Genomic DNA, 13,171 nt, shown 5'->3' with positions numbered 1-13,171 from the left:
TCGCCCCCTATTGGTTGAGATGATTTTTGGTGACGACAACGTGGTAGTCGCCCGCATTGCCCGACAAGACGATACTGAATCCGGCGCGCCGTTTCAGCTCGATCTTGTCGGTTTGGGTGATGGTCTTACCACCTTGCTGAATTGCAAAGCTGAGATTGAGCGGGGCCCGTAGCGAAACACTTTCGGATGTTCCGGACGCAACCCCTTTGATTGCCGTTGCATTTGCAGCGGGCACGGCGAGGTCAATGGCTTCAAGATCACTGAGATTGTAAAGATAGACCTGCGCCTTGGAAGGGTCGTCCTTGACGCCATCCACATAGAGTTTTGGCTGCCCGTCCGATAGCTTGGCGTAGGTGTAGTACTTGCCTGGGGCAGCTGTGATGTTGATGCTCTCAGCGCCGATAGACATGTCGACGTTGCCTGGCTTGACGGCCACATAAGGCGATACGCCATCGTCGAAACCCGCAACCTGGGATCCCGCGATCACAGCGGCTGAGGCATTGGTATCGAGAATCCGGATAAAGGATCCATTGGGATCGATCGGTTTGCCATACAGTCCGGCATCTTGGGCCAATGAAAGCGTTGGCAGGGCCAGCATCATGGTCAAAAGGAGTGCATATGTGCGTGGTAGAAACATGATCCTCACCTTGCTTTGGGATGGCAGACACTCACTGCTGCCGCGTTTGTGGATAGGCGGTCGAATTCGAGGGTAATTCGCTTGGATGCCTCGCTGGCAAAGTATCGCACCGGGAAGTAGAAGCGGCCCGTCGAGACCATTCGATCTGCCCTCACGATACTGCTTTGGTAGTCGTGACCGTCGTTCAGTTTGAAGCTCAAAGTGGCGTGCCGGCTGAGCGTGTCGCCAGAAAATGCATAGATTACGGCGGAATCGGAGACCTCGCCCTGTTCAAGGGCCACACTCACTGTCGTGGGACCAAGAGGAGAAATTCTTTCGGGGTCGATCCTACGGCAGCTTTGACGCGCAGCTGTCGCCAGTTCGATCAGTGGTGCGTCACCGAACTTGCCGAGATTGTTGTAGATGGGATTTTCCCAGATCAGAAAACGAGGCCGGTTTGCCTGGAAGACCTCTGACGTCAGGTAGGAGGTAATAGAACCGAATTGGTTGCCGCCTGAAATCGAGTAGTTCGTCACTGGTGTTGATAGAGCCTGCGACAAAAAGCCAGCAAAGTTCGACGCCGGAAGATCCGAATAGCTGGTTCCCACCAGGGCGACGGTGCCACCGGCGGAAGGACTTCCAAATATGTCGATCGCGCTCGCTCCGCTGTCGGTCTCGACGGTTTCATACCCTTGCGTGCGGGGCAGGGGCAAAGCATCCGTGCAGCTGGCCTGCAGCATTCGCCGCATTGTAGAGATGATGGATGACGGCGTTGTCGGCCTTGTCTCGAACTCTGCCTTCTGCAGTTCGCCAGCACCTGGGAGTGAGCGAATTACCTCCGCAATTTTTCCTGCCGAGGCACGAGCTCCGGCGGACGTCCAGTGGAAGTCAGCCTGGAAAAATGGTGGTTCCTCGCCGGACTGTTCCTTGAGCCTTTCCAACAGATCAACGGTCACGATGCCATGCTCGCGCAGTCGCTGAATGACGCCTCCATAAGCCTTCTTTGCCACATCGTAGTCGAACCCAAAGTCACTGCTTGCCGTGGCAGGCAGATATTGTGGCAGCACGAGGCTCTTTGTTGGTATTGGTACATAAACGAGCGTTGTTCCCTGGGCCTCAAGCGCCTCGGCGATCGTTGCAACCTGGTCAGCGGTATGCTCGGAAAGCTGCTGCTCCATGCGCAAGTCTGCAATAACCCGATAGAAGAACCCATTCCGTCCCTCGACCGATGCAAGTTGTTTATTGGTCTCCAGACCTGCGCATCCGAATGCCGATGACGACGCGTAGCCGGTCCCCCACGAACCGAGGGTCAGCGCGATTGCGATGCCGGTACGCACCGCCGATTGTCTGATACGGCTCATCATTGAGAGACCTCGACAAGATTGGTGGGTTCTGTGTCCAGTCGGCGCAGGACCGCGGCCGCCACCGCCCTCGTGCTGGGTTCAGCGCTTGTTTGCGCGGTTATCAGGAACTGCCTTGCTTCTTTTTTTTCCTGTTCACTTGTCAGCCCCTGTGAAATCATCGAGATCGCCATATCGAGGGCTGTCTTTGCATCGCCACTGGAGGCGGCCTGTCGTTCTAAGCGGATGACCTCATCGGGCTTGGCTCCGAAAGGATGGCCACTTTTGTAAAACTTGATGAGTTGAGCGACCGCAACAGGATTCCCATGGGCGGCATGGTCGCGAAGGGTTTGCTCTGCCTGATCAAGCCGTGGGTCGCTGATGGAGCCGGTTTCGGTGCTGAGCAATCTGGAAAGTGGAGCAACAGCACCTGCACGGCCTGTGCTGCATGCGATCGTGTAGTAGTGAACTGCGTCCGCTTTAAGCGTCGGCTTTGCCGCGAGTCGCTTGGCCACGTAGATTGCAGCCACGCCGTCGCCCCGGTCGGCCAGCATTTGCAGCTCCTTGTAGGAAACCCGCTGGCGGGAAATCATGCGCCGCCGGATTGATTGGAGCTCGGGGCCTTCCAGCTGGTCTGTTCTCGTAATTCCCTGATTGAAGCCTTGTCGATAACGCTTCGCGTCTGCCTTTGATTTCGTGGCCTCGGCGTTCTTTGTAACCGCGGCGGCAGGTGTAACATTGCCGCCGAGACCGACCGCAAAACTGAAAGCGAGCAGGAGGGCATGAATCCGCATTTATCTACTCCCTAACCGCAGATGCAGGCGCATCCCAGAGTCGAGGCTCTGTCAGGTAACGAACGGGAAACTCCCATAGAACAGTCGACTGTCCCTCAAGCTGGCTGTCGGCCGCCAGAAAGTTGCGCATGGGAACAACAGGTCCACGGCCGACCTCAGCGACGTTCAGCACATCAACTCCCAAGGCGGCTTCCAGGTACGAGGAAAAGGACCACGTGTCATTGGCACTGTAACTGGTGCCGACCAGAGCGACGGGGAATCGGTCGCTTTCGCCAAGAATGTCGGTTAGAGGTCCCGCCTCATCTCGGCTTGCCGTTTGTGGTGCGACGACTTCATGTCCTAGTCCAATCGACGGCGCCAGTCTTTCGCCGGTCACGAACTTGACGAGGTCCCCCTCCACCGTGCGTTCCGGCTCGTCTTTCAAGGCAAAATGCGATTGGCCGGCAATACCTGAGAATGCTGCAACCGCACCTGCCACAGCCTTGGCGCCTGCTGGTGTCCAATGCGTGTCTGTCTTCAGGAAGACAGGCTCGCTGGTTTTGGCAGCGAGCAGGGCACCCCGCGTATCGACGGCGTCAATCTTTGCCAAGGACAGCGAATGGACAAAGTCGAGATATCGGTGCTCCGCGATCGAGGCATACCGCTCGTCGGAAAGATTTTCGCGGTAAATGTCGATTTTGGCCGGAAGTGGCACGATGATCAGCCGAATTCCATGCGAGCGAAGAGTATCGGCCACTTTTGATATTTCGCGAACGCCGGTTTCGATGCCGGTGTCAGCGTTGGCGGCACCGCGAAACTCTTCTTCGGAAAAAAGCCATCCTCCCTTTCCGACAACCACACCGCGGCGCCCCTCGGCAAAAAGGATGTAGCGCGCAGCTCCAACCAGTTCGACCGCAAACTCGCGATGTGGCAGTTCTGATTTGTAGACGGTTTCGAGCGTCGTACCAATCAGCCCATGGCTGAGTTGGTCGAGGTTGGCAGGAAGTTTCGAAAGCGCCCCTGCCAACTGATGGCGAATGTCTACATTCGCTACAAGTGCATAGCCAAACAACATCGCCGGGAGTAGCAGTCTTGCGGCTGTATTATATCTAGCGTGGATCTGCATTGGTTCCTCAAAACTGAAAATAGAGAAACGGCGAGTGATTGGCCTCCGCGAGCTTCAATACCGTCACGGTTGCCAGCAATGTCAGCACTAAAGGCACAGCAATGGATTGGCGCGCTGTAGCGCTCCCGTCAGCAGAAGGCAGGTCAACGTTCGTCCGTTCCAGAACCAGGAGGTAAGGCTCGCTCGCGACAATGACGCAACCTACCGCAAGCGTGAGCAATCCCTCGTGTGTGATATCGAGAAGTTGCTCTGGTCGAACCCACAGCCCGTTGAACCCCAGCATGCCTGTATAGAGGTCGAGCGCGACAAAGACGTTCTCTGCCCGGAAAATAACCCAACCCAATAAAACGATCAAAAGCGTCATGGGTAAAGAAATCCACCGCGAGGCTGCAATCTTGTTCCAGCCGGTTGCGCGTTCGACCGCCAACCAGCCACCGTGCCATCCGCCCCAGAGCACGAAAGTCCAGTTGGCACCGTGCCAGAGCCCACCGAGCAGCATGACCAAAATCAGGTTGACGTAGGTCCGAATAGGGCCGTGGCGGCTACCACCAAGCGGGATATAGAGATAGTCCCTAAGCCAGTTTGAAAGGCTGATGTGCCATTTGCGCCAGAATTCGGTGATGCTGCGGCTGAGATATGGTGCGTCGAAGTTTGGAGCGAAGCGAAACCCGATCATCAGGCCAAGTCCGATCGCCATATCGCTGTATCCGGAAAAATCGAAGTAGAGCTGGATCATGTAGGCGATGGAGCCAAGCCAGGCTTCGATCAGCGTCGGGTGAGGGCTTGAAAAGATGCTGTCCGCGATCGGCGCGATCGGATCTGCAATCAGCACCTTCTTTGCAAGGCCGATCACAAACAGTGCCGTGCCGTCGGCAAACTTCTGCAACGTGTGTTCACGATGCTTGAATTGGTCCGCCAGATCTTTGAAACGCAGGATCGGTCCCGCGATAAGTTGCGGGAACAGAGCCTTGTATGCAGCCAGATCAATGAAGTTACGCGTTGCCGCTGTGTCCCGGCGATAGACATCGATCAGGTAGCTGATCGACTGAAAGACATAAAAGGAGATGCCGATTGGGAGGATGAGACGCCAGTGGACGCCAAGGCCATCGGCATCCGTGCCGATCAGGGCCGCAAGGCTGTCGATGAAGAAATTCAGATACTTGAAAATGCCAAGCACGGTCAGGCAGCCGGATATACCAAGCGTCAACAGGATCTTTCCCAATTGCCGCTCCCGATTGCGCTCGATGGCGATCGCGAAGGTGTAAACCCACACTGTGGTCGCAAACAGCAGCGCCAGAAAATCCATCCGCCACCAGCCGTAAAAAATATAGGAGGCTATGAGGATGGTAAGAGAGCGGCCAGCGACGGGAGTCGCATAGTAGGCGACCAGGAAGGTTGGAAGAAAAAGAAAAACAAAAACCTCGGAGGAAAACACCATGACGTCATGCTCTCTTCTTGGCGACACAACGAGCCAGATCGACCGCTGAAAACTGCGACAAATCACCACCCTCTGACGTGGTCGACGCCAGCTTGAATTCTCCAGGCTTGCTGGATGCGACAAATTCCAGCAGTTCGCCGAGATTGGCTGAGAACTCGCCATCAGCGATTCTTGGAAGCTGCCGCTCGAAGTCATTTGCGGAAAGGCTTAACTCTCCCAGCCTTGCTCCGCTCAACCCGAAGCGGTTGTCCTTGAAAATGTTTCGAGAAACGAGGAGGGCGGCATGGTCGGACTGTCCGGAAATCGCCAGACCCGCCGACCCATTTGCAATAAGATGGTTGTCTTCAACCTTGCCCCTAAGGACGGACCGCATCGCGATGCCCCGCGAGCCATTGGCGATGACAAAATTGCTTGTGATTGCAACACACGCCGAACCAGCGACACTGACGCCTGCCAGCCTTGATTTGCCGACGAGGTTGCGAGAAATCCTGACATCAGTTGTTCCCCCATCCACAAAGATTCCGTTGCCTGGACTGTCAATGATAACGTTGTGCGAAATGTCGATTTGACTGGAGCTGTCAGTTACCTTGATGCCGTGCGTACCGGTTCGTTGCGAAACGATATTGTCCGCAATACGCACATCGCGCGCCGCCTTTACAAGGACTGCTGTTTTCGAGCCGTCGACAAATCGATTGCCGATAACGTCAAGCCTATTCGACGCAGTGACTGCGACCCCAACGCCGTTCCTGAACACGTTATCCCTCAGCATAGACGCTGTTCCCGAAGCCGAAAACTGTTGATGCGTAAATGCCAAACCGCTTGATTCGGGAAACGCGGGAGAGCCGAGGTCGGCAATTACGCTTCGGCTAACCTGTGTCGCGCCGGCAAATGTCGTCAGCAGAAATGGCCGGAAATCGCTCTTTGCACCCGGTGTTGCATCCAGTCGGGCGCCAATGATTTCGAGCACGCCGGTATTGACGATAAAAGCGCCCTGGCTGCCGTCCAAAGTCAATGTCTCGCCAGGCCCGATTGTCAGTGCCCCACCGCCCCAAATGAAGATGGGTCGGTGGGCGACATATCCTTGCGGCCGCCTTTCCAGATAGCTCCCAATCCCCTTCGACCCCAATGCCTGTCGAACATCTTCCAACGTATGAGAGCCACTTTCGATAACGATGGCGCTTGCCTGCGGGTCGGGCTGTGCCTTGAGGCTCGCCTCTACGAAGCCCTCGCTCGCCGAAAGTCCGATGCGGCGCATGAGAATGTCGATGGGCGAACGACTGACACGCTTTTGACCTTCTGGCAGCACAAGTCGCGCAGCGTGCTCCCCCGCCTGCAATTTGCCGATTCCGGCAAACTCGTTGGCGCGCGCGAAGATCTCGGCGGACGGCACGTCCAAGCTGCGTGTCTCGAGCTCGAGCGCTTCCAGCTGTCGATTGAATGACGCTTGCTGGCCGAGCGCGAAAGGCGGCCACGCTAGACAAGCGGCAATGGCAATAACAAAGGCAGGACGACTAAGCATAATCGGCCGCCCTCACATCAGCCGCAATGGCGGCAAGGGACTGACCGGACAGGCCAAGTGCGCTGGCATTGCCACAGCTGATTTCAATAACCTCGGCCGGCGTATCCGCGGTATTGACAAGTCTTGCCTCCTTGCCGATCGCAACCATCGCCGACAGCCCGGGAGTTAACTCAGATTGGGTGTGGTCACCGACAAGCTGCAGACGACCGTGGATGACGGCGAGAGTCCGGGATACGCCCTCCTCGCCAACAAGGGTGACGGTCTTTCCGCTGTCTATGCTGAGAAGGTCCATGGCAAAGCCGGGGCCTGCTTGCATCGACTTGATCCTGCCCCACTCGGTAACCTGGCTGCGATGATTTTCTGCTTCCCGACGTTTGAGGGTCACGAGGTGCTCGACAATCCGCTTGACATCCTGGGAGCTTGCCTTGTTTGTGACGAGCAACGCGTCGTCGGTATCGACCACGACCACATCGTTCATGCCGACGACAGCAACCAGACGCTCGCCGCCGCGCACCAGAGAGCCGCGCGTATCAAACAGAACGACGTCCCCTGACGTGACATTGCCACTCTCGTTCTTCATTCCGATTGCGTGGAGAGAGGTCCAACCGCCGACGTCGTCCCATTCGATCGCTGCCGGCGCAAGGGCAATGTCCTTACACCGTTCAAACACCGCCTTTTCGGTTGGTTGATTTTCAGCTTTCATGAAATGTCGTTCGTCGAGCAGCAGCCCCGCCTCTGTTTCAAGGGGCGAGGCGGACTGGAGAGCCGCCTGCACATGCGCAAATGTCGCCGGGTCGTGATGCTGGTATTCCGAGATGAGCTTGCTTGCCCGAAACATGCTGATGCCCGAGGCCCAATATGCAAAGCCTGTGTCAATTAACGATTGAGCGATCGTGGTGCTCGGCTTTTCGATGAAGCTTTCGACGCGATGCAGGCCTGGATAATGGTCGAACCGGCCTCCGTCCATGATGTACCCGTAGCCTTTTTCTGCATAGCTGGGCTGAATACCGAAGGTCACGACCAATCCATCCAGGGCCGCATCGTGCATTTGTGCAATCAACCGATTGAGCTCGCCTTTAATGACATGGTCAGATGGAAGCACGACCAGCACAGCATCAGGTTTGGCACCAGCAAGATAGAGTGATGCCGCCAGTACCGCTGGACCCGTGTTCCTTGCCACTGGCTCAGTTATGATGTGTGCCTTGCTTTGAATTTCACGAAGCTGGCGGCCAACGGTTTGCACATGACGAGAACCGACGCAGACGATCGGGTCGGAGAACAGATCGCTGCGATGGCGTTGAACCGTACTCTGAAAGAACGTCAGGGAGCCTTCGCCATTGATCGGTTGGAACTGCTTTGGCTGATGAGCTCGCGAAAGCGGCCAAAGACGAGTCCCTGAACCTCCACAGAGAATCAGTGGATGAATGTCACTCATTTCGAACCCCACAGATATGACAGGCCGGCCTTCATCGAACGCAATAGTTCTGGCGAGTTGTCGAGGCGCACCACCACCGGTGTTCCGGGAGTGGCGTCCAATGGCCGAATGGGAAGGAGAGTGACCGGCAACGGCCCCCCGGGGCTGGTGGCCGTGCGGTCGAGGACAACCTTGGCCTCAATTCGACTTCCGCCAGGCGTTTCAATTTCAGCTGTCGCCCCTCCGCCCAGTCGGCGCAATTCGGGGCCTGTCAGAGCAGACCGGACGATTAGTGGTGCGTCGCGCCTGTTCGCATCGAGGATCGGTTGACCGAGGAGGACCGTGGAGCCGCGTTCGATTCCGGCTGGGATCACGTCGCAGTCGCAAGGCATGCTGGCGGTCAGAGAAACGCCATTCGATGACAGGATCGAATAGACCGGTTGGCCGGCGGCGGCGTTCAAATTGATAAAGTCAATCTGACCGCTGGTGGTCGCCTTCATTGTCAGGCCCTGACGCTGAACCACCGCGGGTCCATCGACGTCAGTCACGAAAAGCCGGTTGCTCAGTCCTGATGCGATGAAGGCGATGAGGCCAATGGTGGCCAAACTGATGCCGAGTGTCCCGGCTACTTTGGCCAGAACAGCTTTACCTGGCTGCAGGGCGCCTTTTGGAGTGGACGTACTTTCACCCTGTCCCGTCCCTGGCGTGCCAAGGAGCCCGTTCAGGGTAACCTGGTCGCCAGCAAGCCAGCTATTCAAGAGATAGCGGATCTGCGGCATATGCTGACCGGTCGGATCGCGGAATCGCAAGATCATTGCGCCGGTTTCGCTATCACTCGATGCAACCGTCACATCGATCGGCAGCGACAACCAGAATTCTTTGAAGTTGAAGCGAAAGATGGCAAGTTTGGCCGCCCCCGCCCAGTTAGCCGCTGCAATTCCGGCAATTCTCGCGCCTACCATGGAAAGGGTTACCCCTTCATAAGCGCGGCCATCGATCGTGACGGAAAACGGAATACGCAAGCGCGGATGTTCATTCGCCTCTGCGAAATCGGGCACATCACCCGCACCCTTGTCGACTGAAGGCACTTCTTTTTCGCGATGGTCGATTGTCGTCATCAGAGATCCTTCCAAGTCACATTTTTGCGGTGGAAATCATAAGGGCGGCGAGCAGGAGCCAGGAGCTCGCCAGCAGGTGAACATAAGTCGAGGAAAGGTTTCGCAAGCGTTCGGATGCAGATGCCGGACGCGCACGCCGTGCGGTGGATTGCCGGGTCCATTTTTGCCGATCGAGGCGAAAGAGGACGAAGGTTTTTACAAGCGCGCCGCCGATCTGGCCGAAATACAACAGGAATGGGTAGGTGATCGGAAAGGCGGGCCTGAAGGTCGTTAGCAGACAGCAGTAAATGTACCGGGTGAACATGACCCATGCCAAGTAGAGAGGCAGGACAAGAGGGCTGACAAGAAGAGCCGACATCAATACAGTCGCCGGACCAAACAGTGTTGTCCACATCGATACACGCTGGTCGAGCACAGACCACCACGTAAACCAACCAATACGGCGTGGCCCTAGTGCGAGCGCTCTTCCGTTCGTTCGCAGCATGTTGCCAAACCAACGCAGCATCAACGCAACCGCAGAATCAACGAATCCGGGCTTTGGCTGGCTCTCCATAGAGACCGAACGAACGTCTGGCAGATAGGCCATCTTAAACCCGCGCTTGAGCAGCCAGAACCAGGTTGATTTGTCATCCCCGGTCAGAAACCGCACGGTTCCAAGTCGCCAGTGCACAAGCCAGTCGTGTTGCACATTGTCGATAAAATCCGGGTCGCAGGCGAGCGATGCCCGAAAGAGCGACAGACGTCCTGTCAGCGTCAGGACGCGCCCGGACAGTCCCATGGAAGACATCATCATGTGGCGTTGAGTAAAGCGTAAATTGAACCAGTCTCGGAACAGCCGGGACTCCACGATCTCGCAATCCTCATCCGTCGTGAGCGCACCGATCTTGGGATCGATGAAGAAGGGGGCGCACTTCTCGACGAGATCCTCCGGTGGGCAACTGTCACCATCAATGAGAACGACGATGTCGTCGGGCATAGGGCACTGCCGGGCTATGATGCGCAAGGAGGTTGCAAGTGCATCGCGTTTTCCAGTAGCGGGAATGCGATCAACAATTAGCCTCACGTGAGCGATCTCGGACCGCATCAGCGAATAGATTTGCCGAATGAGCCGTTCGTCAGCAGCATCCACGATCGAGGCAACAACCGTAGCACCACCTCGTGAAGCCGCCGCCGCCTTAAAAAGGGAGCGATAGACCTTGGTCGTGACGGCCGTATCGACCTTGTACGTCGTCGCAAGGAAGAAAGAATGAGCCGGGCGCTTCCGTTCCAGATAAATCCGCGAGAGGGTGGCGCGCCGACGAGGATGAACAACATGAATGAAGATCTGCGCTCGGACAAAGTTGATCGCGCCCCAGCCATATCGCCACATTCCCAATGTGCCGATGGTCAAGATTAGCCCCGTGTTCTCGGCAAGCTGGTGAGCGGGGATCGCAACCGCGACGCTCGAGAACACAAGGATATAGAGGAGATGGCCCAGCACACTCAGCTCCTACCAGCAGATGCCGGCATAAAGACCACCCGAGCGCATCTTCGGATCGATGCGAGTGAGGTCAACCAGGCTCTTGGTTGCCGCCGCCGCGGTCAGAGGCTCAAGCGCTTCGTCATAGCGATTGCCGACAAGCAGGATGTCAGCGCCTGAGATGAGCTCGTCGATTTTGTTGACAAGGCGCTCCTTAAGGTCTGGGACGACGCCGCTCCCCCGGCCCGAGCCGCCCATGCTATGTTCATAGGCGACGCTGACACTCGGATCGTAGACTCTAAGATCAAAACCCTTGGATATCAGCCGCGATGCGAGCTCAGCCAATGGGCTTTCACGCAAATCGTCGGTACCTGCCTTGAAGCTGATACCCACCATCCCGATCGACTTGCCCGGCGCGTTCTCGACCATCGCCTCCGCGCGTTCGATCTGTTCGGCATTTGCTGTCAGGACCGAGTCAAGCAATGGCGTTGAAATTGCCTTGCCTTGCGCAAGATGCCGAAGGGCGCGAACATCCTTCGGCAGGCAAGAACCACCAAACGCAAAGCCGGGTCGCATGAAATAGGGTGACATGTTCACCTTGTCGTCTGAACACAGCACCTTCATCACCAGCTGACCATCGATGCCGCAGGATTTGGCAATGTTCCCGATTTCGTTTGCAAAGGTGACCTTGACCGCACGCCAGGAGTTGCTGGTGTATTTGATCATTTCCGCCGTCGCCAAAGGAACGACGTTAATGGCACATGGCAATCCTTCGTTGATGTCGCGCAGCAGGCGCTCGGTGACAGGATCTATCGCGCCAAAAACGATGAGGCCGGGATTGTAATTGTCGTCGATGGCGGTGCCTTCGCGGAGGAACTCCGGATAGTAGCCGACACCAAATCCTTCGCCCGCGGTCAATCCGGACTGCTGCTCCAGGATTGGTATGCAATGGGTGTTCATGGTGCCCGGAACGATGGTCGATCGCACCACGACAGAGTGGAAGGACGCCTTTTGTGCCATCGCCTTTGCAACGTCGCCGCAAGCTTGCGTGACGTAATCCAATCCAACAGCACCATCTGGTGCGCTGGGTGTGCCGACGCAAATGAACGTTAAGTCCGTTTCGGCAATGGCAGCGGCGATGTCTGTCGTGGCGCTCAGCCGACCTCGCGTAACGTTGCGCTCAAGCAACGGCGTCAGCCCCGCTTCCACGATTGGCGCTTCGCCGGCATTTAGTTTTGCCACCTTGGCCGGATCAATGTCGACGGCAACGACGGTATGTCCATCTTCTGCAAGGCAGGCCGCAGACACAACTCCAACGTATCCGATACCAAGTATACTAATTCTCGCCATAACGTGTCCCCACGATTGCATCTTGCTCCGAGTGGCCTGGCAACACGACGGGACGGTTCTCCGGCGTACCGAAGTGTCGTCAGGCACATACGAAGAATACGTTGGGAGAAAAAGAAAAAAAGTCGGATAATTAAGAATAGATGTAGGGGAAATTGGAAGTAGTATATCGTTTAAATAGCAATATCCTTCCGGAACGCGGAGTTCCAGAAAGAAAAACTGGATAAAATACTTGAGGATTAGTCAGCTTTGTTGCTGATAAATATCAAACCAACCTTTTGATGCTCCATATTTTACTATGGATGCGCGGCTCGAAAGGCTTAGCTTGTCTGTTCCACGTGCTCTGTATGTGTCGACCGTTTTTGTGCTTAGCCGCATCTCTGCCGCTATCTCCTTGGTGCTGAAGCCATAGGCAATCAGCTTGAGAACGAGTTCCTCGCGCACGCTCAGGTTGCCTTCCGACAACCGCGATGCCGCAGGTGATGGGCCGTTGAGAAGTGAGTAGAAGCTGCGAATATGTAAATCGGGTAGCGATCTGAAGACCGCGGGACTGATATGGTGATGACCAGCCGCAACGCTCGCGATTGCTGCGCGAATGTCCCTGTTGTCGTCATTCGTAAACACCATGCTTGATACGCCATCGACATAGATGTCACGAATGAGATCCGCGCTTGCGCGGCTCAGGGCATGTATCAGGGTGAACGGATACTCTGTCTCCGTGTCGGCCAAACGGCGTATTGCAGTGCCAGTCGCAACGTCGGCGGGACTGGCTATTTCGCATAATACAACCGCGGGCAATGTTCGGGCGACAAATTCATGCGCAGACTCACCGGCACGCTTCGTGTCGACGAAGCACATCCCGTGATCAGCACAGACTCCCGACCGAATTTTTTCGGATAATTCACCGGACGAGCAAATTACCGAAACACGAATCCTTTTAGTTCCCATGAAAGTTCCTCAATCAAGATGAAACTTCCTCCCATTTATTACTGTTAGGAACTTGCTGCATATCCAGTACACC

General features: G+C 56.2%; 12 protein-coding genes. 1 reads left to right on the top strand and 11 read right to left on the bottom strand.

Annotation, left to right across the window (positions count from 1 at the left end):
• Window positions 1-7: 7 nt before the first annotated feature.
• The 6 genes from AC1DE4_RS13720 to AC1DE4_RS13695 are packed head-to-tail and all read right to left on the bottom strand — an operon-like array spanning window position 8 to window position 6,305.
• Complete coding sequence (locus AC1DE4_RS13720) at window positions 8-601, bottom strand: alginate O-acetyltransferase AlgF (protein ID WP_477881694.1); 594 nt, start codon at window positions 599-601, stop codon at window positions 8-10.
• A gap of 41 nt (window positions 602-642) precedes the next feature.
• Window positions 643-1,980 carry an alginate O-acetyltransferase AlgX-related protein gene (locus tag AC1DE4_RS13715; protein WP_477881692.1) on the bottom strand — a complete coding sequence of 446 codons (1,338 nt, stop codon included), beginning with the start codon at window positions 1,978-1,980 and terminating at the stop codon, window positions 643-645.
• Entirely contained in the window at window positions 1,977-2,750 is a 774-nt protein-coding gene (locus AC1DE4_RS13710) for an SEL1-like repeat protein (RefSeq protein ID WP_477881690.1), read from the bottom strand. The genes AC1DE4_RS13715 and AC1DE4_RS13710 overlap by 4 nt, the downstream gene beginning before the upstream one ends.
• A gap of 4 nt (window positions 2,751-2,754) precedes the next feature.
• The gene (locus AC1DE4_RS13705) at window positions 2,755-3,855 is read right to left on the bottom strand and encodes an alginate O-acetyltransferase AlgX-related protein (RefSeq protein ID WP_477881688.1); all 1,101 of its coding nucleotides are present in this window, start codon (window positions 3,853-3,855) and stop codon (window positions 2,755-2,757) included.
• Between the two features lie 7 nt (window positions 3,856-3,862).
• A complete protein-coding gene (locus tag AC1DE4_RS13700) occupies window positions 3,863-5,293 on the bottom strand; it encodes an MBOAT family O-acyltransferase (protein ID WP_477881686.1) in 1,431 nt (476 codons plus the stop codon).
• A 4-nt stretch (window positions 5,294-5,297) separates the two neighbouring features.
• Window positions 5,298-6,305 (bottom strand): right-handed parallel beta-helix repeat-containing protein, encoded by a 1,008-nt coding sequence (locus AC1DE4_RS13695; RefSeq protein WP_477881684.1) that lies wholly within the window; start codon window positions 6,303-6,305, stop codon window positions 5,298-5,300.
• A 138-nt stretch (window positions 6,306-6,443) separates the two neighbouring features.
• Here AC1DE4_RS13695 and AC1DE4_RS13690 point away from each other — a divergent pair, with 138 nt between their 5' ends.
• Entirely contained in the window at window positions 6,444-6,734 is a 291-nt protein-coding gene (locus AC1DE4_RS13690) for a hypothetical protein (RefSeq protein ID WP_192306356.1), read from the top strand.
• A 70-nt stretch (window positions 6,735-6,804) separates the two neighbouring features.
• On the opposite strand, the gene AC1DE4_RS13685 is transcribed toward AC1DE4_RS13690, so the two are convergent.
• From AC1DE4_RS13685 to AC1DE4_RS13665, 5 genes are all read right to left on the bottom strand, one after another.
• The gene (locus AC1DE4_RS13685; RefSeq protein WP_477881682.1) at window positions 6,805-8,247 is read right to left on the bottom strand and encodes a mannose-1-phosphate guanylyltransferase; all 1,443 of its coding nucleotides are present in this window, start codon (window positions 8,245-8,247) and stop codon (window positions 6,805-6,807) included.
• Window positions 8,244-9,344, bottom strand: coding sequence for a hypothetical protein (locus AC1DE4_RS13680; RefSeq protein ID WP_477881681.1), 1,101 nt, complete (start codon window positions 9,342-9,344; stop codon window positions 8,244-8,246). The genes AC1DE4_RS13685 and AC1DE4_RS13680 overlap by 4 nt, the downstream gene beginning before the upstream one ends.
• A gap of 16 nt (window positions 9,345-9,360) precedes the next feature.
• Window positions 9,361-10,824, bottom strand: coding sequence for a glycosyltransferase (locus tag AC1DE4_RS13675; protein WP_192306362.1), 1,464 nt, complete (start codon window positions 10,822-10,824; stop codon window positions 9,361-9,363).
• Window positions 10,825-10,833: 9 nt separating this feature from the next.
• Entirely contained in the window at window positions 10,834-12,153 is a 1,320-nt protein-coding gene (locus AC1DE4_RS13670) for a nucleotide sugar dehydrogenase (protein ID WP_477881678.1), read from the bottom strand.
• A 240-nt stretch (window positions 12,154-12,393) separates the two neighbouring features.
• A complete protein-coding gene (locus AC1DE4_RS13665; RefSeq protein ID WP_477881676.1) occupies window positions 12,394-13,098 on the bottom strand; it encodes a helix-turn-helix transcriptional regulator in 705 nt (234 codons plus the stop codon).
• Window positions 13,099-13,171: the final 73 nt, after the last annotated feature.

The organism is Rhizobium sp. 10N414 (genome assembly GCF_056394785.1).
The sequence above is the reverse complement of the archived record's forward strand: the minus strand, read 5'-3'. Positions and strand labels throughout refer to the sequence as shown.